The organism is Bittarella massiliensis (ex Durand et al. 2017) (assembly GCF_009876955.1).
Lineage (GTDB): Bacteria > Bacillota > Clostridia > Oscillospirales > Ruminococcaceae > Bittarella > Bittarella massiliensis.
In genome coordinates this window covers 139383-161792 of the sequence record NZ_WWVY01000006.1, presented here as the reverse complement: position 1 = coordinate 161792, position 22410 = coordinate 139383, and the positions used below count along the sequence as shown (strand labels likewise).

Annotated in this window: 26 protein-coding genes; all 26 read right to left on the bottom strand. The window is 53.6% G+C overall.

Going from position 1 to position 22410, the window contains the following annotated elements; genetic code table 11:
* Positions 1-28: 28 nt before the first annotated feature.
* A complete protein-coding gene (locus GT748_RS08700) occupies positions 29-727 on the bottom strand; it encodes an ATP-binding cassette domain-containing protein (RefSeq protein ID WP_243133838.1) in 699 nt (232 codons plus the stop codon).
* Positions 709-1503 carry an ATP-binding cassette domain-containing protein gene (locus tag GT748_RS08695; protein WP_154259031.1) on the bottom strand — a complete coding sequence of 265 codons (795 nt, stop codon included), beginning with the start codon at positions 1501-1503 and terminating at the stop codon, positions 709-711. The genes GT748_RS08700 and GT748_RS08695 overlap by 19 nt, the downstream gene beginning before the upstream one ends.
* Positions 1503-2294: an ABC transporter permease gene (locus GT748_RS08690; protein WP_161213488.1), complete on the bottom strand. Its 792-nt coding sequence runs from the start codon at positions 2292-2294 to the stop codon at positions 1503-1505. Before GT748_RS08690 ends, GT748_RS08695 begins: the two co-directional genes overlap by 1 nt.
* Positions 2291-3253 (bottom strand): ABC transporter permease, encoded by a 963-nt coding sequence (locus GT748_RS08685; RefSeq protein WP_154259035.1) that lies wholly within the window; start codon positions 3251-3253, stop codon positions 2291-2293. The genes GT748_RS08690 and GT748_RS08685 overlap by 4 nt, the downstream gene beginning before the upstream one ends.
* Positions 3254-3372: 119 nt before the next feature.
* Positions 3373-4344: a helix-turn-helix domain-containing protein gene (locus GT748_RS08680; protein WP_154259037.1), complete on the bottom strand. Its 972-nt coding sequence runs from the start codon at positions 4342-4344 to the stop codon at positions 3373-3375.
* A 210-nt stretch (positions 4345-4554) separates the two neighbouring features.
* Positions 4555-6357, bottom strand: coding sequence for a CHAP domain-containing protein (locus GT748_RS08675; protein ID WP_154259039.1), 1803 nt, complete (start codon positions 6355-6357; stop codon positions 4555-4557).
* Between the two features lie 33 nt (positions 6358-6390).
* Positions 6391-7179: a class B sortase gene (gene srtB, locus GT748_RS08670; protein WP_154259041.1), complete on the bottom strand. Its 789-nt coding sequence runs from the start codon at positions 7177-7179 to the stop codon at positions 6391-6393.
* Positions 7180-7197: 18 nt separating this feature from the next.
* Positions 7198-7950 (bottom strand): DUF6674 family protein, encoded by a 753-nt coding sequence (locus GT748_RS08665; RefSeq protein ID WP_154259043.1) that lies wholly within the window; start codon positions 7948-7950, stop codon positions 7198-7200.
* 26 nt (positions 7951-7976) lie between these two features.
* Positions 7977-8381, bottom strand: a complete 405-nt coding sequence (locus tag GT748_RS08660; protein ID WP_087271213.1) for a DUF6075 family protein — start codon at positions 8379-8381, stop codon at positions 7977-7979.
* Positions 8378-10735 carry a VirB4-like conjugal transfer ATPase, CD1110 family gene (locus tag GT748_RS08655; protein WP_154259045.1) on the bottom strand — a complete coding sequence of 786 codons (2358 nt, stop codon included), beginning with the start codon at positions 10733-10735 and terminating at the stop codon, positions 8378-8380. Before GT748_RS08655 ends, GT748_RS08660 begins: the two co-directional genes overlap by 4 nt.
* Entirely contained in the window at positions 10728-11141 is a 414-nt protein-coding gene (locus GT748_RS08650) for a PrgI family protein (RefSeq protein WP_154259047.1), read from the bottom strand. The genes GT748_RS08655 and GT748_RS08650 overlap by 8 nt, the downstream gene beginning before the upstream one ends.
* Positions 11142-11145: 4 nt before the next feature.
* Entirely contained in the window at positions 11146-11361 is a 216-nt protein-coding gene (locus tag GT748_RS08645; protein WP_154259050.1) for a hypothetical protein, read from the bottom strand.
* Between the two features lie 16 nt (positions 11362-11377).
* Positions 11378-12214, bottom strand: a complete 837-nt coding sequence (locus GT748_RS08640) for a hypothetical protein (RefSeq protein WP_154259052.1) — start codon at positions 12212-12214, stop codon at positions 11378-11380.
* Between the two features lie 73 nt (positions 12215-12287).
* Positions 12288-12536 (bottom strand): glutamyl-tRNA amidotransferase, encoded by a 249-nt coding sequence (locus GT748_RS08635; protein ID WP_436277851.1) that lies wholly within the window; start codon positions 12534-12536, stop codon positions 12288-12290.
* An 88-nt stretch (positions 12537-12624) separates the two neighbouring features.
* Complete coding sequence (locus GT748_RS08630; protein WP_154259054.1) at positions 12625-14445, bottom strand: VirD4-like conjugal transfer protein, CD1115 family; 1821 nt, start codon at positions 14443-14445, stop codon at positions 12625-12627.
* Positions 14432-14725, bottom strand: a complete 294-nt coding sequence (locus GT748_RS08625) for a hypothetical protein (protein ID WP_243133839.1) — start codon at positions 14723-14725, stop codon at positions 14432-14434. Before GT748_RS08625 ends, GT748_RS08630 begins: the two co-directional genes overlap by 14 nt.
* Before the next feature lie 15 nt (positions 14726-14740).
* Positions 14741-15664, bottom strand: a complete 924-nt coding sequence (locus GT748_RS08620) for a hypothetical protein (protein ID WP_154259056.1) — start codon at positions 15662-15664, stop codon at positions 14741-14743.
* 6 nt (positions 15665-15670) lie between these two features.
* Positions 15671-16483, bottom strand: a complete 813-nt coding sequence (locus tag GT748_RS08615; RefSeq protein WP_055271093.1) for a PcfB family protein — start codon at positions 16481-16483, stop codon at positions 15671-15673.
* A 6-nt stretch (positions 16484-16489) separates the two neighbouring features.
* Positions 16490-17926 (bottom strand): relaxase/mobilization nuclease domain-containing protein, encoded by a 1437-nt coding sequence (locus GT748_RS08610; RefSeq protein WP_161213489.1) that lies wholly within the window; start codon positions 17924-17926, stop codon positions 16490-16492.
* Between the two features lies 1 nt (position 17927).
* Complete coding sequence (locus GT748_RS08605) at positions 17928-18359, bottom strand: plasmid mobilization protein (RefSeq protein WP_154259058.1); 432 nt, start codon at positions 18357-18359, stop codon at positions 17928-17930.
* A complete protein-coding gene (locus tag GT748_RS08600; RefSeq protein WP_015535520.1) occupies positions 18356-18469 on the bottom strand; it encodes a DUF3789 domain-containing protein in 114 nt (37 codons plus the stop codon). Before GT748_RS08600 ends, GT748_RS08605 begins: the two co-directional genes overlap by 4 nt.
* 144 nt (positions 18470-18613) lie before the next feature.
* Entirely contained in the window at positions 18614-18802 is a 189-nt protein-coding gene (locus tag GT748_RS08595) for a DpnD/PcfM family protein (RefSeq protein WP_154259060.1), read from the bottom strand.
* Between the two features lie 80 nt (positions 18803-18882).
* Positions 18883-20277: a helix-turn-helix domain-containing protein gene (locus GT748_RS08590; protein WP_154259062.1), complete on the bottom strand. Its 1395-nt coding sequence runs from the start codon at positions 20275-20277 to the stop codon at positions 18883-18885.
* Positions 20278-20361: 84 nt separating this feature from the next.
* Positions 20362-21333, bottom strand: coding sequence for a DUF3991 and TOPRIM domain-containing protein (locus GT748_RS08585; protein ID WP_154259064.1), 972 nt, complete (start codon positions 21331-21333; stop codon positions 20362-20364).
* A gap of 335 nt (positions 21334-21668) precedes the next feature.
* A complete protein-coding gene (locus GT748_RS08580) occupies positions 21669-22001 on the bottom strand; it encodes a DUF6664 family protein (protein ID WP_154259066.1) in 333 nt (110 codons plus the stop codon).
* Positions 22002-22070: 69 nt separating this feature from the next.
* Positions 22071-22406 (bottom strand): DUF3848 domain-containing protein, encoded by a 336-nt coding sequence (locus GT748_RS08575; RefSeq protein WP_154259068.1) that lies wholly within the window; start codon positions 22404-22406, stop codon positions 22071-22073.
* Between the last annotated feature and the right edge of the window lie 4 nt (positions 22407-22410).

Genomic DNA, 22410 nt, shown 5'->3' with positions numbered 1-22410 from the left:
CGTTTCGTTCCTTTCTGTGATTTTATATTTATCGAACGGCCTTTTTAGTAAATTTGCCGTGTTCGATCTCATAAATGACCTCGCAGAGCCGCGAGGCAACTTGAATGTCATGGGTAATGACCAAGTAGGCGCAGTCATGCTCCTGCTCATATTTTTCCAAAAGTTGAAGGACCGCTTCTGTTGAAATCAAATCAAGGCCTGCGGTTACTTCGTCCAGAATTAGAAATTCCGGTGATATAGACAGGGAGCGCAGCAATGCAAGCCGCCGCTGTTCCCCGCCGGACAGTTTTCGGACCGGAGTATCAAGGAGGCTTTTGGATAAACCGGTTTGTTCCATCAATTCAGCAATACGGTTTTTTCGCTGCGACGGAGAAAGATCAGTCAGATTTACAAGGGCTTCCTCTACATTTTTGGATGTACTCCATGATGGATTTAGTGTTCCGCCAGCATCCTGAAATACCGCTTGGATCTTGCCCCGATATTTTCTCCATTCACGCAGACCCCATTTTGTGGTATCAACGCCATTGATAAGGACACGTCCCTCAGAGGGGCGTTCCAGTCCAATCATCAATCGAGCCAGGGTGCTTTTTCCGCTGCCGCTTTCGCCCATAATGGCGATGCTATGGCCCTGCTCCCATATCAGTGAGGCGTGATCCAATGCACAAAATGTTTCCCCCTGCGCATCATAGTAGGTTCTGGTGAGGTTATCTAATTCAATGCGGTCCATTTCCAGTTCACCTCCTCCCGGTGACAGGCAGCTTCGGCAAATCGTTTGGTCCACGGCTGCTGCGGGTGAATGAATAGCTGCTCAGTCGCCTGTGTTTCAATAATTTTTCCATGTTCCATCACATGAGTGATAGGGCATAGGGCTTTCATTGCCTCAGTATCATGGGAGATGAACAAAATCGCTGCTGTTTCTTGATATTCCCTCAGTAACTCCAGTAATAAATCCCGATTTGCTTCGTCAAGGGCGCTGGTCGGTTCGTCTGCCAAAACATATTTAGGCTTCGTCCCCAAAATCAGCGCCATAGCAATCCGCTGAAGCATACCACCGGATAACTCTCCAGGATATGCACTCAGCACTCGCTTCGTATCGGTCAGGTTGACTTTCCGCAGCACATTTTCCGCAAGCGCGTGGGCCTGTTTTTTATCCAAACCAGTGTGCATACGGAGCGTTTCAATGATCTGCCGCTCCATCTTTGCGTGTGGGAAAAACGCTGTCATTGGGTTTTGCGGAATAAATCCAATCGTTTCCCCGCAAAGCATTCGGCGCTCCTTCGCACTATGCGTCAGCAAATTGTCTCCATCCAGGAGAATTTGACCCTGTGGGATTTCCAGATCGCCGCCGTTCATCCCCATAATGGATTTAATCAAAGTTGTTTTTCCGGAGCCGCTGGCTCCAGTCAGTCCAATACAAGTCCCTTCGTCAATAGACAATGAAACATCGGTTAAAATCGGTGCGTTATTTTTTACTTTCACGGTCAGTTTTTTGATCTCAAGCATCAGGCACCCTCCTTTTCCAAAAGCCGCCCCAAGTAGTTGAAACAGAGGGAGCTGATAAAGATAAAGAGGATCGGATAAAGGAGCAACTGCGGATGAGTTCCGGCCAATGCCCTTGCATCGGAAAGCATAACACCCCAATCAATTACATCATCGCCCAGAGAAAGGCCGATGAATGAGAAACCGGAAATCGCAATAATCATTTCTGCGCAGGAGAGGCAGATAAATTGCACGATGTCACGGATAATATTGGGAAGGATATGTACCAGCATGATCCGCACCTTGCTTGCACCGCAGGCAATCGCGCACATGATGTATGCTTTGTCATACTCAACTTCAATCAAAGTTTTGACCAGCTTAATCATCCGAAGGATTAAAGATGCCGTCAGTGCCACCAGCATGGTGGGGATACTGTTCCCCCAAATACCGATGAAGATAATCAGATAAGCCACCGGCGGTATCGCTGTAACTGCGTTCAAAATACTTTCTGCAAGAATATTTCTGCGGCGGCCTGTCTTTGCCAGTAAGATGCCAAAGAGGATACCAAGTAAAATGACAATGGCCAATCCGACCAGCACAATACCTAAAGTTGTTTTCCCTCCTTCAAGGATACGCGAAAACTCGCAGCGGCCGAAATCGTCTGTTCCAAACGGATATTCTGCGCTGCTGGGTAGATATTTGTCCCGAATATTTGTGGCCGTCGGATCGTGAGGAGCAAAAAACGATCCGAACAGGAAAAACAGCAATATTACAATCGGAATTGCATACGAGAGAATATGTTTTGTCCGGCTCATAGTCTGGCCCCCTCTCTCGCAGAAGCATCCCGTTGCAAAATTCGCCGTAGTATATCCGAAAGAATATTGAACATTACCAGCGAAAACGCAAGGAACAGAATTGTTGCGTGGATAACAGGCGAATCCCGATACAGCACGCTGTCAATGATTAAGTAACCAAGCCCCGGCAGGGAAAACACGCGCTCTACAATCGCAGAACCAGCCATACAAAGTCCGAGCATCTGGCAGAAGCTGGGTAGAAGTGTTACAACCGCGCTGGGAAGTGCGTATCGTAACAGGATTTTCCCTTCAGATAAACCTCTGCAACGAGCGTAGAAAGCACTGTCTTGCTCCATTTCTTTTTGAATGTTATTCGCCAGCATGGGCGAAAACAGGGCGATACACCCAATGGCGATACAGACCGCTGCCGGGAGGTACCGCATCAGTCCCGTGTTTCCTACCACCGATGTCAAACCGAGCTTGACAGCAAAAATATCGAGGTAGGAACTGGCAAAGAAAAAGGATGGGATGGACACTCCTGCAATACACAGAAAAATCATCGCATGGCCAATCATTCTTTTTCTTGTCAGATAACAAAGACAGCCGAACAGAAGAATGAAAACTGCTTGAATAATGGCAGAAATCAATACAATCGTTACGGTAATGCCAATAGCTGTTGTGACTTTCTCAAACACTGGCTGCCCGCTTACAAAGGATTCCCCAAAATCTAAATGGAGCGCATCCCGTACCCAAGTCACATACTGTACGGGCAGCGGGTCATTGAGGCCCATATCTTCCCGCAGCGCCTCCATCTGCTCATCCGTAAAGCTAAATGCGGCAAATGACCGGCGAGCATACGCTTCTGCCGGATCAATGGGCGATAGGCGCACAAGCAGGAAAGAAATCAGCGTGACAACAACGAGCGTTATAAGCATTTCAAGGACTTTATTGACGATAAATCGCCTTGTTGCCTTGCTCATTCGTTTCCCTCCTAAAAAAATAAGCTTTGTAGTTAGACATCGCTAACCGCAAAGCTTATAATACCCCATATTCAATTATTGCTCCACTCCAAGAAGCCTCAATCTATCCAAAAAGCCAATCAATTTCTGCTCTTTCTGTATTCGCTGGGAGACTGCCCTATAATTTCCTTAAAAGCAGCGGAAAACTTATTGGGATTTTCGTATCCGACCATTCCTGCTATTTCCGCTATTGACAGCTTTGTTGTAACCAAGAGTTTGGTAGCTGTCTGCATTTTGTATTCGCGCTGAAATGCGTGAATCGGTTTCCCGTAGACCGCCTTAAAGCAGTCTTTCAAAGCAGTAAGGCTCATTCCGTATCTATCTGCGATACTTTTCAATGTTTCCCGGCTATCTAATTGGTTTGCCAGCTCACATTTTAGTGCTTTAACCTTTTTGATTTGGTTGGCAGAATAGTATGCAGCAGTCTCAAAATTCTCTTGCGGGAGCATCTGGGAAAGCAGGAATAGACTTTCCAATACTTTTAACCGTAAGTATCCCATAGGAACTGTATCTCGTGCTTCGCAGATCTCTTGAAACACATGATGTAGATTGGGAGGTGTCTTAATAACCGAACAACAGTGTCCGACACAGAATTTGTCTATCAATTCTTTCAGATTTATTGAAACACCCTCCACAACATTTTCAAAAATCAATCCGGTTATATCTAAGTCGATTATAAACGCAACTCCATCGTAATATCCAATCGGAAATTCTGGTGGTTCTCGTTCGGGAGATAGGAGACTAACAGCGAAATCCCCTTCACCCAAGTATGTAACAAACCCATGCTTATACTCACACTCAAATCTTCCGGCACGACAATATGCTATTTCCAAAATGTTTGGCATCGCTCTATTTCTCATACGGCATGAGGAAGCCTCAAAAGTGGAATATGCTAAATCAATGCCGGGAAATAGATGGTAGCAGTGCATAAATCCGTTTGGTGTGTCGCATTGCATTTGGTATTTAGTTTCATTTTCGTTTTCTTCCATAACTTTTGCTTTGGGTCCAAAAACATCTGGCTTTACTATTTCTGCGTTTTCCATTAACTGCATTTAGGAAAATATCCCCCTTCCAGTGGTTAGCTGCATATAACTCAATATCATATTAACACAATCACAGAGGAAAGTCTATTTTTACCGCTAACATAAATGGATATTCATATTATGGCTGAACTGCGCATTATGACGTGCAAATTTGAATTTTGTATCTCTGTTATGTACCCAGCCGACTACGCGGCTGGTTTTTTTCTTTTTTTGAGGGAGTTAATAGGCCGGGCAACCGTAGCCCAGCACATCAGAATACCCAATAGGATAGCTGTTCTGGCGCACGGAATCGCCGGAGTTGCCCTCTACGGTATAGACACGGCCATTCTCGACTTTTTCCACAATACCCACATGGTCGGCTGACATATCGCCATCCCAATCAAAAAAGATGATGTCACCGGAACGCGGCTCATAGCTGCCCGACTGCCACAGCCCGCGCTCCTGGAACCAGGGAACACCCTGGGACGCGCAGGCCGCAAACTTCGGGATCACGCCGGCTTCGATATAACCGCACTCATTGGCGCACCAGCTTACAAAGCAGGCGCACCATTCCACACGGCTGCCAAAGCCGTACCAGCTCCAGTACGGTTCGCCGCCGACATTGCCCACCTGGGAGAGCGCCACCGTGACGATCTCGCCGTCCCCTCCGGTAATGCCGTAAAGCACCTGGGACCAAAGGGAATTATTCTCATCGGCCAGAAGCTCCGCCATCTGTTCCCGCTGGTCCTCGTTAAAGCCGAACTGGTCGGCCATTTCCTCCGCAGTCTTGTGACTGACAGTGATATACAGATAGGTTTGCGTGACCGTGGTTTCCGTTTCCACGATATTGCCGTTGCCATCGTCGGATGTTTCAATCACCGTTTCCGTCTGGGTGGACGTGCTGGACGAGATCTCATTCATCTGCCAGAAGATGTCCTTCAAAAGCTCCAGCTTCTCATCGTCCATGGTGGCCACTTCCTGGGCGTTGTCCGGGTCGGTGGTGGTTTTGACGGCGTAAACCGCCAATACCTCTTTCCATACAGCGCGGGAACCGGACATCTCCAGCACATCATAGCTGTGGGACGCCTTGATCTCATCCAGGTTCTCCTGGTAATCCGTATTGATCTCCTGTACGGCAGTCTGCATGGTCTGCCCGGTGCCGGAATCTTCGCCAGAAAAGAAAATCCCGAAACAGGAACCAATAATCATACCGATGAGGCAAATTACCACTATTATCAGCACGACAATCCAACCGCCCGCAGCAATAGCCGCAATCAGCGCCTTGGTTGCCGCAATGATGGCCTTCACCGCCGCGGCGGTGGCTTTGGCTGCAGCCTTGATCGCATGAGCAGTGGCGATGGCTGCTGCACGGGCGGCATGGATCGCAGCTCTGGCAGCCCGCGCCGTGGCCTGGGCAGTGCGCTGGGCGGCTTTGGCCGCCTGCTGACTGGTCTTGATACTGGCCTTGGCAGTCTTTTCCGCCGTCTTAATGGATTTGCTGGTGGTTTTTATGGTCCCCTTGGCCGTGGAAGAAGCCTGCTTGATGGTTTTTCGGCCCCTGTCCACTGTTTTAATGCCTTTCTTGCCGCGATCCAGGGTCTTGATGGCCCCACGCTCCTGACGGACCGCCTTGGCCGGCTCGGAAACCGTATCTGTTGCCTGACGCCCGCTCCAGCGTGTGGCAGGCTGACCAGCCTGCCGAGCCGCCTGTTTCTCTGCTTGTTTTTTCGGCTGTTCGGCTGCGGCTTTCCGCTTTTGGATTTTCTCCTTGACCTTGGAGATGTTCTCCTTGGTTGTCTGAACCCCCTTGCGGCCCTGTTTATCAAACTGGTGGACCGCTTCATGGGTGACGTTATCCACCCCAGCGGAAAGACGGTCGGACGCATACTCACCGGGGGAGCTTTCCTCCGCATACAGGCTGTGGTCGGCCTTATCCTTGGTGCGGATATACGCCTCCTTCATCCGTTCAGAAGCAACCGCCGCTTTATCAATCGCTTTAATGCCTTTTTTCTCAGAAACTCTTGTTTTAATGCCCTTGCCCATGGGCTTCACCTCCTTCCCAGGGCGGGGCCGCCCTTATTCCTCCAGCAGCTTGGCCACAACCACCATCCGCCCGTTGGTCCGGGAATACTCGCAGGTGGAAAGGGTGATAAGCTGGTCGCCATATTCCGCAGTCACACCCGTATCATAGAGCGCCAGTTCTTTGCACTTGGCAATAAACTCGTCAAAATCTTCTTCCTGCTCGGCCCGGACGAAGTGGTAATACTTGAACCCTTCCTCCGAATAGGCCACCGTCTTGAAGGCGGCAATTACCTCATATTCGCCAAAGCTGTCCAGGGTATCAAAACGGATGGTCTTGTGCTCCTGGTAGAAATCCTCGCTCTCGTACTTGCACAGGTCGGAGAACATACTGCCGTTGTTCATGTGATGGCCGTACAGCACCAGATTGTCGGAAATGCCGACGTCGCAGTTTTCCTGCATATAGGGCACCCCATAGCTGCTGTACGACTTATCAAAAGCGTGTTTCAGATAGAAGTTGGGGTTATCCTTGGTCTGCATGACAGGGTAATCAATCCGGGTGCCGGGAATGGAAATCCAGCCCACCAGGTCGCTGTTCTGGGCGTACACATCCGCATATTTCTCAAAGGCCGTGAGTTCTTCCGGCTCCTGGGCCGGGTCATCGGCCAGCTCCAGCGTGGGCAGCTCCACATCTTCCTTGACCAGCTCGGCCACCTCGTCAAAGGCTTCGGCGCTTTGCTTCTGATCCAGGTATTCCCGGCAGAGCATAGCCCCGGAGAAAAGGAAAAGGGCGGCACAAAGGGCCGCCCCCGCGATCATCAGTCTGCTTTTTACTTTGTCACTCATATTTTCACCCTCCTGTACTTATCGTGCCTGTTCTTTACTGGCCGCTTGGCGGCGCTGCCCGGCCTGGGCTGATTTTAGCCCCTGCAGTTCAGTTTTCACGGATGAGCGCCCACTATTGATTCGCTCCACAGTGAGAGCCGTGTCACGATCCATCTCAGAAAATGCCTTGCCGCAGTACAGCACAAAGCTCCGCAGCTTGGCAAGCACACCCTTATCCGCAGATAATTCCTTGCTTTCCTGGGGTTCCTTTCCCGCAAGGGCAAGCCCGGCGTTTTTGATGTGGCCGCCCGCCTGGTGCAATTCTTCCCGCATGGCGTCCAGCCTCACGGCGAGCTGCCCCATGCTTTTTTCCGCATGGGCAAAGCCCCGTCCCATCCGGGAAAGAACCGAGGGGATACGCAGGGCCTGTGCCGCATGGCACAGGGCAGAGCGCCCTTTCTCCCGGAAAGTCTGCACCATCTGCTTTGCAGATGAAATGAGGTTTTCTTTTGCCGTGGAAACCATCACTTTGGTCTGGCGGACTTTACCCTCCACAGTGTCTACAAGCTGAGAGCACCGGGCGCGGATTCCCTTGTCGTGGAGCTTGCCCACCTCCAGGCGCATTTCCTTCATTTCGTCCATCATCTGTGACAGCTTTTCTTCCATACCGTCGATATAGCCCACCAGGGCCTGCACTTCTTCCTTTTGCTTTTGAAGCCCGTTCTGCTCCAAAACGGAAATCAGGTCTATGATCTGCGGGTGGTCCCGCAGCGCAAGTGCCGGTTCAGCCATTGTTCATTCCTCCATTCTCAAAAGTATCATCGCGCCGGTTCCACCTGCTTTTTCGCAGGGGGCAGCTCCCGGCAGTATTCCGGGTAACGGATTTTCACGCCCTCCATAAAGTAAGGTGCAAACTCGCAGCAGAACAAATCCTCCGGGGAATAGGCGTTGCTGTGCTCCGGGTCGGTGTAGCCGTTCCAGAGATTGAAAGCAAGGCGGCACACCCGGACAGTGCCGCTGGTCTGCCAGCCGCCGTGCATGCCATCCGGCTCGATGCAATCCTGCTTGAAATCAAACATCTGGCGGATGTTTGCCCGCGTTTCTGGGGCAATCCCCATCACATAGAAAAAGGCCCGGTGGTAACAGTCGTTCCGCCGCGCCTCGCTCATCATATCTAAAAAGAAATCTCGGTGTTCCGGGGACGCAAAGCGGATATTGTTCATGCCGGCACCTCCTCGCCGCCGAATACACCTTCACCGGGTTTGGTGGTCATCAAAGCATAGAGCCTGGTGTCACGGGGGAACCGGTTGATGAAAGGCACCAGGGCACTGCCATACCGGATGAGGCCGCAGCCCGCGTCTGCGTTGGTGACGTAGCTCATCTGCTCATTGGAAATGTTCAAGAGCTTCGCCAGCTTTGCCCGGTCGGATGCCGCCTGGTTCAACATGACAATAAACTCCGAGTTGGAAAGCATGGTGCTGGCCTGGACGGAATCCAAAAGGTACTCCACATTCTGCGTGATGGCTGTGGGATAAGCGCCGCGCTTTCTAAACTGCCTCCATGCGGAATTAAAGAAAATGCCGCTTTGCTCATTTTCAAACATCACATGAAACTCATCGATGAACACATGGGTACGCTTGCCCCGTTTCCAGTTGAGGGTGACGCGGTTCAGGATTGTATCGGTGATGACCAGGGAACCGGCAGGCTTTAGCTGCTCGCCCAGGCCGTGGATGTCGAACACCACATAGGGCTTGTTCAAATCCACTGTGCTTTCCCGGCCAAAGATGTCCAGGGAGCCGGTGGTGTAAAGCTCCAGGGAAAGGGCGATCTCTTTGGCCTTGTCCTCTGGCTGCTCCAGCAGCTTATTCCGCAGGTCGCAGAGGGTGGCCACCCGCCCGATCTTCTCCGCCTCCGGGTACACCAGTGCGGTGCAGCGGTCGATAATGGATTTATGCTGCGGCCCCACTCCGCGCTTGTCGATCTGCTCGATGAGGGACATGACAAACTGGCTCTTTTCCACGATGGGGTTTTGCTCACCGTAGCCCTCTACCATATACATGGCGTTGAGGCGGTCTTTGCCGCCCGCCACCAGATGGGCCACCGTTGCTCTCTCCCGGCCCAGGGCTTTGACCAATGCGCCAAATTCTCCCTCCGGGTCGCAGATCAGGATGTCGTCATTGGCGTAATCCGGGTGGAGCATGAGGAACGCAATCAATTCCTTTGCACTGAAGGATTTGCCTGCGCCAGGTACGCCCAGCAGAAAGGCCGACTGGTTCAAAAGGTTCGCCTTGTTGCACATGATGAGGTTGTGGGAAATGGCGTTCTCTCCAAAGTAAATGCCGCCCTTATCCTGGATCTCCTGTACCTTGAAGGGGATGAATACCGCCAAACTCTCGGTGGTGAGGGTGCGGAAGGCGTTGATTTTCCGCACCCCGATGGGCAGGGCGGTGTTCAGGCCATCAAGCTGCTGGAACTTGAGCACCGCAAGCTGGCACATGTGCTTTCGCGCCACAGAGAGCACCGCTTCGGTGTCGCTGTCAAGCTGCTCCTTGGTGTCGGCGGTGATGGCCAGGGTCATCACCGCGAACATCATCCTCTGGTCGCGGGTGGTGAGGTCGTCCAAAAACTCCTTGCTTTCCTTGCGCTGCAATTCCATATCGTAGGGGACCACAGCAGAGAAGTTGTTGTTGGCGTTCTGGCGGCGCTGCCAGTTGGTGATGTTGGTCTCCACACCCAGCAGGCGGTTTTCCACCTCCCGCACGGCCTCATCCGTGGGAACCGGCACAATGTCGATGGAGAACATCAGATTGCGGTTGAAATCGGTCAGCTCCGTCACCATGTTATCCTTAATATAAGAGGCGTAGTCTTTGAGGAACAGCACTCGGCAGAACTTGCTGCCCAGCTTCAGATAGTCGCTGTTTTTCTCGATCCCATCCGGGCAGATATAGTCCTTAAAGCTGTGGCCTCGCTTCATCATCTCGCGGGCATTGAAAACAAATTCGGATTCCTCGCCCTGGCGGTAGAAGTCGTGCAGGATACGCAGGCGCTCGGTGGCGTCCAGCTCCACGCACTTGGAGCCAAGGGCTGCAAAGTGGGAAATCAAGTCGGCCCCCACGCGGGCAAAGTAGGCGCGGGCCTCCTCGATGTCCTTCTTCACCACGGAGATGGTGATATACTTCTCCTGGGTAATGCCGTTGGCTCCGGTGGCCTTGTCCAGCAGCATTTGGTTGTACTCCTTACGGTACTCATCCCGAAAATCCCCCTGCATGGGCATGAGGATGGACGTTTCAAAGTTGGCCTTGTTCATACGGCGGTTGTTGATGGTAATTTTCGTCACCGCGCCGGAATCCAGGGAATTGAGCAGTTCTGAGTAGGTGAGGAACATGGATTCCTTGTCCTCCCGGCTGGCCACCAGATAGTTGATGTCGCTGAATTTATAGGTTTTGGAGAACTTGTTTCCCACCAGAAAAATACCGTCCGGCCAGATACGGCGGACGGGGATCACATCCTGCACCTTCCGGGGGACAGTGTAGCGTTCCTTTTCCTGCTTGGACATGGTTTTGATGGTCTTAATCATGCTTTGCCTCCTTCCGCTTGCTAAAGTGTTTCGGCTCCTGCCGGCGCTTTTTGCCGGGACGCCCGGTTTGCAGCTCCTCGATGGTATCTTTCAGAGCCGCATAGTAGTAGTTGCTGTCCTCGAACTTAAACTCCTTCGGCTCCAGCATTTCCGATCGCAGCCACGCCCAGATAAATTGTTCCGCCGTCATGCCGTGGTAGGTGATAAAGCCCAGCATGGCAAAGGGGGCCGCCCCCAAAATACACATCCAGGACAGTGTTTCCACCCCAAAGTAGGGACGTAGTATAAAATAAAGGCCCACGGCCACGCCGCAGGCGAGAACAGAAAAGATGAACTGCCGCATACTCAAACCGAAAAACATGGATTCGGTGTAGTTGCGGATTTCCCGGTTGATCTTGACTTCCAAAATATCACCTCACAATCACATCGCCGGTTTCCAGGTAAACAATGCTGCTCTTGGGGATATAGGCAAAGCCCAGAAGCCGGTCGCCCACGGTAAAAATCTCGTCAGGGGCAGCTTTGGAAAAGTGGCCCACAATCCCTTTTTCAGCGGGCAGGTCGTAATCCTCCGCCATCGGGATGGCGGTTCCGTCAATCAAGTGCAGCACATAGGTTTGATAACGCATTTGTTTTCCTCCTTTTTTACAGGCCCATCATCTCGCGCACCACGCGGTCGGCCATTTTCACCGCGCCCACGAGGACAAGCATATTAAAGACCAGCTCCCCGATATAGCTCCACACCTGCGTGACTGCCGCCGCATTGGGGTCAATGGCAGGCGGGGCCGCCGCGAACAGGGAAAAGATAATGCAGGCCAGCACAATGATGGCCCCTTCCAGACACACGGCGGCATAGCTCTTGATAAAGCTCTTGCCCACGTTTTGGGTCGGTTCCCCGGCGAAGGTGGACAGGGGCACCGGCGCGATGGCCGTGTATAAATAGAGCTTAAAAAACCGCCCGTAGACGGTCATTATCATAATGAAGCTGAGGACTGTAATGAACAGCCCGCCGATGAGCGTGACCGCCCAGAGAGGGATACTCTCGAAAAATCCGCAGCTTTCCACCGCGTCAATGATCTCCTGCGGCAACACAGTCTGTTGGGCCGAACCAAAGCCCGCCGCGTTCATAATGGTGGAAACAAGGCCCTGGACGATATTAAAGAGGGCCATCATCAGCTCCAGCCCATAAGTCACGACGCCCTTGGCAATGGCGAACCGGATAAACAGCTTTAAGGCGTGCTCCGGTTTCTTTACCTCGGCAAAGCTGCCGCAGGTACGCATGACGCCCACTACAAAGAACAGCACCAAAAGCGCAAGGCCAATCGCCCTTACCGCGTCATGGATGTTGACAATGACGCCCCAGATGGAGCCGCCCTTAAACTGTTCCGGGCTTTGGGTGATGAGCTGCCAGATCTCAGACAGGTACTTGTTCCAGGTGTCGAGGGCATTTTGTAAATTTTGTACAACCCAGTTATCGGACATTCAACAACCTCCTTTCCGGCAACGGTAAGGGGCAGGCCGCCATGGACCTGCCCCCGTACTGCCGTTATTCAAATCAGCCGGTAATCAGGGTCAAAATCTCCTTCGCAAACGTAATCACAACGCCGCCGGCCAGGGTAAGAAAACCGTTGGCCCGCTGGCTGGGGTCGTGGGATTTGAGAGACAAGCCGATCTGTACCACGCCGAAGCCCAGCAGGATCATACCTACGGCGCGGATCAGGCCGAAGATGAAATCACTAAGGTTGTTGATAACCGTCAACGGGTCGCTGGCGGCAAAGGCCGTAGTGGTGCAGCAGCACAGCATGAGCACCAGAGCCGCATAAACGGCAAAGGCGCTCCGGCCCTTTCTGCCCATGGGCAGGCTGCGGGTTTCTTTCTTCTTGTTTTCCTTCTTAATCCATTTCATTTTGGGTGTCCTCCTTGAATTGAAAGATATTCTCCATGTCCTCATCGGACAGAAGCTCGTAAAGGGTTTCCGGCTCCTGGATATTGGCAAGGTCGCCGGGGGTAAGGCGGCCAATAACCATATCCGCCACGGCGTTTTCAGTGCCGCCATGGGTAAAGGCCGCTGCACCGCCGTCGGTGGTGTACTTGATGTTGGGGTGTTTCAAAAGGTCGTACTTTTCATCCATCAGCGGCGCTTCGCCACGGATAAAGAGCAGAGCCAGGTTGTTGTCCAGCATACGGACCTCATCGGGCGTCATCAGCTCCCGGCCCGTGATCTGGTTGTTGGTGGAATAGCTGCCGGAATGCCCGGTGCTCTTGCCGTAGGTGTCCAGCCAGAGGGTGCTTTTCCCCAGGTAGTTCTCGGAGATCAGCTTGTGGGTGGACGTTTCATTGCCGCCCAGATACAGAAATTCATCGCAGTTGCCGATGATGGATTCCCATTGCTTTTCAAACAGCGCCTTGAGCTGGGCAATGTTCTGGATGATGATGGAAACGCTGATATTCCGGGAACGCATGGTGGCCAGCAGCTTGTCGAAATCATCGGGCAGCGAAACATTCGCAAACTCGTCCATCAAAAAATGCACCGGTGTGGGCAGGCTGCCGCCGTGTACCCGGTCGGCAGAATAAAAAAGCTCCTGGAAGGTGCTGGCATACAGCAGGCTTACCAGGAAGTTGAAGCTGGCGTCGTTGTCCGGGATGAGGGCAAAGAGTGCTACTTTTTTCTCGCCCAGGCTGGAAAGGTCCAGCTCATCCGTGGCGGTGAGGGCCGCCACCGAGGAAAGATTGAATTTTTCCAGGCGGGACGCCAAAGTGATTTGAATGGATTTCAGCGTTTTTGCAGAGCCGGAACGGTAATCCTTGTAATACTTCACGGCGATGTGGTCCGGGGAACGCATTTCCAGCCGGTCAAACAGCTCGTCCAGGGGGGATTGGTAGGAATCATCATCCTCCCGCACCTCCCCGGCTCGGAGCATCTCCATAATCATGGGGAAATTCTTCTCGTCCTCCGGCGCTTCGTACCACAGGTAAAACACCAAGGCCATCAAGAGCATTGAGGCCGCCGTATCCCAGAAAGGGTCGTTGGACTGGCTCCCTTTCGGGGTGGTGGCTTTGAAAAGGTTCGTCACCATCTTCTGCACATCGTTGTCGGATTTCAGATAGGCAAAGGGATTGTAGCAGTGGCTTTTCTCCATGTTCAGAAGGTCCACTACCTTAATCTCATAGCCCATCCGTTCCAGCAGGCCGCCACAGTCACGAAGCAGCTCCCCCTTACAGTCCAAAACAAAAAGTGACGTATTGCATTGGCAGATGTTCACTTTACCATAGAACCGGCTCTTGCCCGCGCCGCTGCCGCCCACCACCAAAGTGTTGAGGTTGCGGCGGTGCTTCCGGCCATCCAGCCCCATGCGGACGTGTTGGGTAAAAATGCGGTTTTTGAACGGGTCCTTGTCCCGGTATTTCTTATTTACGGCCCGCGGATCGCCCCATTTGGCGGAACCGTGTTCTTCGCCTCGTCTATAATTGCGCCGGGAAGAAAGATAAATGCCAATGCCCAGCCCATAGGCGGCAATAAAAATGAGGACAGTTTTTACACTGTCCTCACACCACACGATTTTGAATGGATCGTTCATTGCCGCAGGCAGGGCGTTTACGATCTCCGAAAGTCCCCCGGAAATGGCAGGCGCAATCAGCAGGGCGAACCAGATCACCGGGACCAGCCCCAGGGCATAGAGCCAGGGGCCGCCCGCCTTGTTATCTGGCTTCATCCCGGCGTCTTCCTTTCTTGGGGGTCCCCGCAAAGTCATCAGACTTTGTGGGGAGAGGAGGAGCGGCGGAACGGTCGAGCTTTTGCCCGCCTGCGGGCGAAACGAGAGAGTGCAGCCCGCGACGACGAGGGGCGTCAATGGTTTTCAGCAGAACATCCTCCACCGGGCCGGGGTCGCGCTGTTCCTCCAGCATATCGTTGCGCAGCTCATTGAGGGCGCGAATCATGATCCCATGCTCATAGCTGTCCAGGGTGAGGACGACTTTTTCCTGTTTTTCCATGGGTCTACTCCTCCTTTACCGTTCCTGTTCCTTCTGCTTGCTGTCGCGGGTGAGGCCCATAGCCCTGGCCATACGGCCATTGAGGGATTTGAACGTATCCCGCATATCGGTGAGGGCAGCAGGAATATCCTCCCTGGGGACCTGCCCCTGAAACACGCCGTCCAGTTTGGAAATCTCATACTCTTTGGCGTCCACGCCATACCGCTTACAGAGCATATAGCTGACAGCATAGGCTTTGTAGCCATCTGTCTCTCTGGAATAGCCGTCCATGCTTTGGGCAAGCTGCACGTTGGCAACCTCCAGAGAAACACAGCGGAAGATGTCCGGCGCGTCCATGCCCTTTTTCACCAGGATGGCGTTCTGCTCTGCAGAAAACATGGCCCCACGGCCCTGTGGCAGTTCCTCCACGGCCCGGATGGGCACCGGGGAACTGGCGATCAGGCCCTTTAAGAGCAGGCGGTCATCGTAGCTCACCTGGGGCTGTGTCTGATCCCGCGCCGTAGTCTGGGAAATATCATAGACTTCCTTGGCGTAAAAGTTCTGGCCCACGCTGCCATCCTCACGCCGGTATGCCTTGCCCGGCTCCAGAATGATGATGGGCAAACGCTTCTCATCCTCCAAAATCTCGATCCCCTGGGCGTGCCACTCCTTGTAGCCGCCCACACGCACCGCGTCGGGGCATTGTTCCCCGATCAGCAGCGCATTGCGAGCAGAGTGGAAGGGGAACCGGCTCTGCACATCCAGATATGCCTCCATACTGCCCGTACCCTCAGAGAACTCTCCAAAAATCTTATCCAGAGTGGCATAGGCTTCTTTTCGCTGCTTTTCCTCTTTTACCTGCCACCACTGGCGCTTAGGGCGCTCTTTCCGGCTTTCCTGTTTCTGCGGCGCGGCCTCCGCCTGGGGCTGCTGTTCAAACAGATCATCAAAGTTATTCATCACAGATTACCTCTCTTTCGATTTGGGTTTCTTTTTGGGTTTGGGCGGCTGGTGCCGTGTGGTTTTCTGAGCCGCCTTCTTCTGGGGCGCAGCCGGCTCCTCGGCCCTGGCAGCCTCCGCCTCCTTCTTCCGCTGGGCCTGGATGTCCCGCAGCTCCTGCCGGACGGAAGGCTTTTCGGCCCCATCAGAAGTACCCCTTGCGGACTTGCTGCTGTTCTCGGAGATAGGCGCGGACGGATGGGATTTTTCCGCCGCTGGTGTAAAAGAATCGGTTTTCTCCGCTGCCGGGTGCTCTGGCTGGGCCTTCTCTTTCTGGACGGGCTTCTCCATCAGCTCATCCAAAAGCTGGTCGTCCTCGCTTTTTTCCGGCATGGCCTGCTCCGGGGCGGCGGGTTCGCTGCCGCGCTGTTCGCGGGATTTCTCAATATCCTCCTTGATCGAAGCCGTATCCACAACGGTGAGCTTGAACTTCTCCACGATCCGGTTGGCTCTGGCGGCGTCATCCTCGAACACCAGAATGTCGATGGTGTCGTCACCTTTTTTCACCGGGATGGGAGCATAGAGAATCCCGTACCCCTTGGCTTGCTTGGCAAACTCCGGGCAATCCTCCTTCTTGATGGTGTAAACCTTTAAGGGGCGCTTTTCCCGCAGCATAGCTTCAATGCGGGCTTTGCCCTTGGTCTTTTTCTGGTCTTTCAAAACCGTGTAAAGGGCGGCGGCCAGATTTTTAGCAGCAGAACCGGTGATCTTGAGGGCAAATTCAGCACCCTCCAGGCTCATCCGTACCACTTGCTCCGCCGCGTCGCCTGAGTTATACATCAAAAATCATCTCCTTCCTGGGGGAGCCGCCCGGCCCTGCTCCGGCTCATGGCGGGCTTTCTCATCCCTGCCGGAGACTTCCTCACGGGCGGCCTGTATCTTATCCTTGATGGAAGTGGAGCGCAGGGCAATATCCCCGCACAGCTTCACCTCCCGGCGCAGCTCCTTGATCTGCGCAGATAGTTTGGAGATCTCAGCCCGGATATACTCCTGCCTGGCAGGGTCGGCCAGCACTGCCTTGGTGCGAAGTTTCCGGTACAGGCTTTTCCGCTGTTCCGTCAGGCCGGCAAGCTGAGATTCCACATCGGACCGATAGGCGTTAAGCTGCTCCAGGGTGTCAATGCGGTGGCGGGAGAGAAGGCGGGCTTCGTCGGTAAGCTCCTGCGCCCGGATCAAATCTTCCCGCAGTGTATGAGGCACCCGCCTGGGCGGGCGGTTCTGCTTTTGGGGGAATACCCCCAGCAGATAGCAGTAATGGAAGTAGAGGGCGCGGAACCCCGTCACCTTTTTAGCCTGTTTCAAATCCCCGCGGAGCCTGCACCGAAACGGCTCCGGCCTGTGTTCCCGCTGGGGGCGGCGCTGGGCTAAAATCCGCCTGCGGATGTTCTCCATCGAGTAGTCCTCGCCAAAGTTACGCATGAGCTTGCGTCCACGGGGGTAATTCGGCGGGCGGACCGTAATATCCTTGCCCACCTTGACGTCATAGCCCATCTGCCGCAGATGATAAAAAAACTGCCGTTCCGTCATAGACTGGCGGATGGCAGTATCCACATCGGCTTTGATGAGGGAGAGATAGGTGGGGCGGCCTTCCTGCTCGGCCCGCCATTCCCCGTAGTGCTTGGATTTTCCCCGCTGGGGGTTCTCAATGACGGAAAGCCCATACTCCCGGCACAGCCGGTCGGATTCCCGCTGCATATCGAAATAATCCTGCTCGGTACGGTGGTACTTGATGCCGTCCACGAAGGAAACCGTGTTCACTACAAAATGATTGTGCAGATGATTTTCCCTGTCCAGATGGGTAGCCACCAGCACCTGGTATTTTTCACCCCACAGCTTTTTTGCCAGGGCAAGGCCGATCTCATGGGCCAGCTCCGGCGTGGCCTCGCCGGGGGCAAAGCTCTGATAGCCGTGGTAGGCCACAGTCCCGTCCTCCTTTCCGAAACGCTTTTTTACCGCTATCATCTCATCGCGGGCAGTAGAGGGGCTGCAATTCACCCCGGAAACAAACTGCCGCATGACCGTTTCGCCTTCGCTTTCCACCGCCTTGCCTGTTTTTTGCTGCTGGACGGCATACTCGATCACATCGGATAGGCCCTGGGCCTCCTTGCCATCCATATCCTGTTTTTCAAAGAAATCAGGATTTTCGGTCTTGTCTGGATTCTCGATATAGATGAGGACCTTGCCCAGCCAGCCGTTCACCCGCCAGATGGATGTGGTAGCCACGTCACACCGCGCTCCGCTTGCCGCTTTTGCCGCAAGCGTCAAAAGGCTCACCGCTTCGCGGGTGCTCCTTCTCCCCACGAAGCAGGCTTCGCGGGGACCCCTTCGTGTCCATAGCGCGGGGAAGGATCACCGCTTGGGTGATGTCCCGGACAAGCTGGTCAAACTTCCGCATTTCCTCATCGTAGCGGCGCTCATCAATGACGCCCAGCACATGGGCTTTCTGGGCGATCTGGTTGAGGTTGCCGCCGATCCGGTGAAGCTCCCGCATAAAGTCGTAGTAGGCGGGCGGTGGCGCGTCCTGGGGAACCAGGCCGTTCACCAGATGGCGCAGGTACGCCTCGCGGGAAAGGCCGCTGCGTTTTACTTTCTTGTTAAAGGCTTCCGCCTCTTTTTTGTCCAGCCAGAACTGGACGTGTACGTTGCGTTTTCTCATTCTTCTGAATCCTCCTTTCTGCCGATGCGGTTGATTTGAAGCAGGCACATAATCAGCACGCCGACCACACCGCCCAGCAGAAATCCAATGGCGAAAAACAATCCTTCCATGAAAACCTCCATCCTTTCAAAAGGGGTATTAGGGGGCGTTCCCCCTAACAAGCGGCCTTTGTGGTATCACAAAGGCGATGCTTGCTGGTACAGCTACATTCCATTCCCCTGCGGGGAATCCGGGACAGGCGAAAAAAGAACTCATCACTCGCCCCGGTCACGGGAATACCGCTTTGCGTGGAACTCCACGCCGGTAAAATGGTTGGCGTCCAGAACGACTTCGCCGCGTTTCCATTGATCCCTGGCAAACTGCTCGGCCTCCTCCCGGCTATTTGCCGCCACCTTCATTTTCACCTCCAGCGTTTCCCGGATGGTGACATCATAATGGTTCATCGCTCACGCTCCTCTCTATAAATGGGCAACAAAAAAGAGCGTCCATTTTCAGAACGCTCTCCAAAAAAAGATATTCGTTTTTACCGCACCTTCTCCTGTTTCAGATGACGGGTGGGGATTGCCAACAGCTTGCGCACCCGGCCCTCCAAATGCTTCTCAATGGCCTGCAAATGTTCTTCCGGCAGGTTGAGGCTTTCGTGGCGCTTGAACCGGAACCCGATCATACGGCGGAGCTGCTCTTTCTGCTTTGGCCCCATGACTTCCGCACACACTTCCTCATAGGAGATGTTGTAGGGGTTAGAACGGGTTTTTGCATACTCGTCCAGGTTCGCATAATCTTCCTTGCCGGCATAGCAGAACAGGGACAGCCCGTTGTCAAAAATGGGGGCGGGCGCGATGATGTTGCCGCTGTGGTTATCCCGCAGGACGCCAAAGTTTCCAAAGTGGCGGTCCTCATTGTAGATCAGGGCGTCAAACACCAGCATACTGCGGATTTGCTCGGAAAACTCCGGCTCCAGCTTGTCGTAGTAGGCAAGGCAGGCGGCAATGCCCCCGGTTCGGACAATGCGCCCGATGGGGATATAGGCCGTGTCGATGTTGGTAAACAGGGCGCACTTAGAGGCGGTAATGCCTTTCCAGTTCTCCAGGTCATAATGCACGGCGTTCAGACGCATGGTTTCCGCAATCTGCGAAGCATAATACTCGCAGTACGGTTCCCGGCCCGCATTGGACGCGCCGGTCGTGCCGCCCTTATAGAGATAAATCCCATCGTGGTCCACATAGCGCCACGCCTTGGGCAGCATACCGCCTGTGGTCAGCTCCGGGGATGTGGTAAACGCCTGCCGGCTCCCGCCTGCGCCGGTATAGGCCACCAGCGCCAGTATCTCGGAAAAACGATTTTCGTAAAGATTGTATTGGGAGAATTTCCCCTCAAATCCTTCCGGCACCACCCAATAGCTGTCGTTCAGCGACAGCCCCTTGCACACGTCGATGATTCCCTTCGTGTCGTTATGGCTGAGGCCAAGGGTTTTCAGAATCTCGTCCACAAAGGCGCGGTTTTTGGGGATAACCCGCCGCTCCAGCCAATGGATGACGCCCTCGCCGGTGCGCTCCATATCCAAAGGCAGCAAATGGGCCTGCTCCTCGTTGGTGTATAAGATTTCGGCCACAAGGCCGGACAAGCCCTGCTTTTCCATGGAAAAGCGCATTAGCTCCGTATCATAAATGCGGAGACTGTAAACATTGCTCATAGGCTCCTCCTTGTCGTTCAGTTCCAGTGAAACATCCTTTCCCAGCGCCGAGGCGATTTTTAAGATCATATCAAGCGTGGGGTTCTGTGTCCCACTTTCCAGGCGGTTGATCCCGGAACGCTGGATTCCCAGCCGCCTTGCCAGTTCTGCCTGGGAAATGCCCTGCTCCAGACGGGCCTCCACAAGCTGGGATATGATTTTCTGCCGTTTGCGCAGTTCATCCATACTCTCACCTCACTGCTTTAATGTTAACATATATGATAACAATTTGCAAGAGGGAGAATCTGTCGAAGCTGCGAAACCGGCAACTCACCGCTCCGGCTCTTTGCCGTGGCTGCCCCGAATGGGAATCCCCAGCCGGTGGCACAGAAAATCGTTCACATCCTTTCCACGGGGCGGCGGTTTGTTCTCCACCCGGTAGCCCTCCGGCATGACAGCCATGATCGCCTTGGCCGCCAGCCGGCCAGCGGTGTCGTTGTCCAAATGGAGATAGACCGTTTTCACATGGGGGTGATCCTCCAAAAACCGGGTGAGGGCCACCGGCAGCTTGCTTTCCTCGATCTTTTTCTTCGGCTGGTACACCCCGGCCAGGGACAGCAGATTGTGCCGCCGCCAGTCGATCCCGTCCAGCCTGCAGAGCGTAGCGTAGGACATCACATCAATGGCGCACTCGCACAGATGGACTGCCGGATTTTCCACGCAAGCGGGCAGGGCGAAGGAAAAGTGCTTATCACTGCCGCTTAAATCCCCGTGGAACCGGGCTTCACTGATTCCCCGCAGGCAGCCGAACCGCGCCTTGCCATCCTTGTCGAAGCCCACAAAAACCACGTTGCTGTGGCCCTTGTTCCGGCTCTCATAAATCCGCCCGGTCTGAACGCAGTAGTCCAAAATCTCCTGGTCAATGCCCCGGCCTTTGAGATAGGCCATCATCGCCCGATTATCCGGGGCGGCCTGGGGCAGAAGCAGGTGCTTGGGCTTTTCCTCCTTCGGCGCTGGCACAAAGGAAGGCGGCGGGATGGCAGCCCTTCCGGAGATAGTTTCCATGGCCTCCAAAAAGGAATAGCCGTTGACCTTGATGAGATAGTCCAGCGCACTGTAACCGCCAATCCCGCGGGAAAACCAGCACCATTTGCCGTTGGAAATCCGCAGGCTGTCATGGGTCTTGGTACAGTAGACGTTGCCGGACACATGGACCAGCTCCTGGGGTTCGCAGGTTTGCAGGTAGGTGAGCAGGTCCACCTGCCTTGCCCGTTCGATGGCTTCTGAATCGTAAAAAGGCATAAAAAAATACAGCCCCCTTCACATAGCCATAGATTAGCCGCCCCATGTGGGGTAGCTGACTATGTAAAAGGGGCTGTACTCTTTTCAGATATGGAAAAAGCCGACTGGATTGCTCCAATCGACTTTCTGCATATACTTTTGCGATTTATATGCAGATATGAATGGGGAATGTGCAGTTTTGGGCGGCAGCTTTAAGCCATAGCCAAAAACTCCAAGAATTTCAATAGTTTTTACTCCTAATCCGTAAAAACTTGTTTTGTTCAAGACCTTTTTGGGGGTGCGAATGAATTTGGATATGTAAAAGCGGCATGGATTTTTCCATGCCGCCCAAAAAACTATTCAGTTTTGAAAGCGCCGATTTTCTTCAGATAGGCAAATCCGTCTGCATGGCCCCGGAAGTAGATGTGTTCCCGTTCCATATTATCGGCCCGCATATACAGCCGGATAAATTCTTTCAAGGCTTCATGCTCCTCAGCAGTAAAAGAAAGTTCTCCCTTGCCCTCCAGCAGAGCGCCAATCACAGGATTTTGGCGTTTCAGTTCTTCCATCTGGGCCTTTAACTTGGCATATTCCGGGCTGGCAGCCGCCAAATCCATCACAATGTCGCTGTCGATTTCAGAAAACTGCTCGGAAATGCGCTCCGGGAGCAGGCAGTAGCTATCGTCCATCTATCATCACCCCTTGTTACGATTTTTATTATACTATACCTGTCCCGCAGTGCAATGGCAAATGTGCGATTACCGTTCTTTCTGCGCTTTGGCTTTCTGTTTGGCTTCAGCGGCTCTGGCCTGTTCCTGGACGGTATCCCAAATATTTTCCATGTGGGATGTTTCTTTATCTTCCCACCGCTCAAAAATCTGCTTCAAGGGCTTGCCGGATTTCAGCAGCGCCCTGGCCTGACTATCCTCCAGATCGTGGTATTCAAGAGACATCAGGATGTCCTCCCGCACTGTGTACTCGTAGGCGTGGTTCAAAATCTCAGCCGCCGGCTGGGAAAGCAGCCAGTCCCGGAACTGCTCCTGTTCTGCAAACATTTTCTCATAGAGCCTGGTATTCAATTCTTCGTTGGTCATCGTA

Bases quoted from the DNA above. Each gene is read 5' to 3' on its own strand.
- GT748_RS08640 (WP_154259052.1), bottom strand. From the start codon at position 12,214: ATGTCCGATAACTGGGTTGTACAAAATTTACAAAATGCCCTCGACACC.
- GT748_RS08645 (WP_154259050.1), bottom strand. From the start codon at position 11,361: ATGCGTTATCAAACCTATGTGCTGCACTTGATTGACGGAACCGCCATC.
- GT748_RS08685 (WP_154259035.1), bottom strand. From the start codon at position 3,253: ATGAGCAAGGCAACAAGGCGATTTATCGTCAATAAAGTCCTTGAAATG.
- GT748_RS08660 (WP_087271213.1), bottom strand. From the start codon at position 8,381: ATGAACAATATCCGCTTTGCGTCCCCGGAACACCGAGATTTCTTTTTA.
- GT748_RS08590 (WP_154259062.1), bottom strand. From the start codon at position 20,277: ATGGATGAACTGCGCAAACGGCAGAAAATCATATCCCAGCTTGTGGAG.
- GT748_RS08630 (WP_154259054.1), bottom strand. From the start codon at position 14,445: ATGAAGCCAGATAACAAGGCGGGCGGCCCCTGGCTCTATGCCCTGGGG.
- GT748_RS08635 (WP_436277851.1), bottom strand. From the start codon at position 12,536: ATGCTGTGCTGCTGCACCACTACGGCCTTTGCCGCCAGCGACCCGTTG.
- srtB (WP_154259041.1), bottom strand. From the start codon at position 7,179: ATGAGTGACAAAGTAAAAAGCAGACTGATGATCGCGGGGGCGGCCCTT.
- GT748_RS08665 (WP_154259043.1), bottom strand. From the start codon at position 7,950: ATGGCTGAACCGGCACTTGCGCTGCGGGACCACCCGCAGATCATAGAC.
- GT748_RS08675 (WP_154259039.1), bottom strand. From the start codon at position 6,357: ATGGGCAAGGGCATTAAAACAAGAGTTTCTGAGAAAAAAGGCATTAAA.
- GT748_RS08625 (WP_243133839.1), bottom strand. From the start codon at position 14,725: ATGGAAAAACAGGAAAAAGTCGTCCTCACCCTGGACAGCTATGAGCAT.
- GT748_RS08615 (WP_055271093.1), bottom strand. From the start codon at position 16,483: ATGTATAACTCAGGCGACGCGGCGGAGCAAGTGGTACGGATGAGCCTG.
- GT748_RS08605 (WP_154259058.1), bottom strand. From the start codon at position 18,359: ATGAGAAAACGCAACGTACACGTCCAGTTCTGGCTGGACAAAAAAGAG.
- GT748_RS08600 (WP_015535520.1), bottom strand. From the start codon at position 18,469: ATGGAAGGATTGTTTTTCGCCATTGGATTTCTGCTGGGCGGTGTGGTC.
- GT748_RS08655 (WP_154259045.1), bottom strand. From the start codon at position 10,735: ATGATTAAGACCATCAAAACCATGTCCAAGCAGGAAAAGGAACGCTAC.
- GT748_RS08585 (WP_154259064.1), bottom strand. From the start codon at position 21,333: ATGCCTTTTTACGATTCAGAAGCCATCGAACGGGCAAGGCAGGTGGAC.
- GT748_RS08680 (WP_154259037.1), bottom strand. From the start codon at position 4,344: ATGCAGTTAATGGAAAACGCAGAAATAGTAAAGCCAGATGTTTTTGGA.
- GT748_RS08695 (WP_154259031.1), bottom strand. From the start codon at position 1,503: ATGCTTGAGATCAAAAAACTGACCGTGAAAGTAAAAAATAACGCACCG.
- GT748_RS08690 (WP_161213488.1), bottom strand. From the start codon at position 2,294: ATGAGCCGGACAAAACATATTCTCTCGTATGCAATTCCGATTGTAATA.
- GT748_RS08700 (WP_243133838.1), bottom strand. From the start codon at position 727: ATGGACCGCATTGAATTAGATAACCTCACCAGAACCTACTATGATGCG.
- GT748_RS08575 (WP_154259068.1), bottom strand. From the start codon at position 22,406: ATGACCAACGAAGAATTGAATACCAGGCTCTATGAGAAAATGTTTGCA.
- GT748_RS08580 (WP_154259066.1), bottom strand. From the start codon at position 22,001: ATGGACGATAGCTACTGCCTGCTCCCGGAGCGCATTTCCGAGCAGTTT.
- GT748_RS08595 (WP_154259060.1), bottom strand. From the start codon at position 18,802: ATGAACCATTATGATGTCACCATCCGGGAAACGCTGGAGGTGAAAATG.
- GT748_RS08620 (WP_154259056.1), bottom strand. From the start codon at position 15,664: ATGAATAACTTTGATGATCTGTTTGAACAGCAGCCCCAGGCGGAGGCC.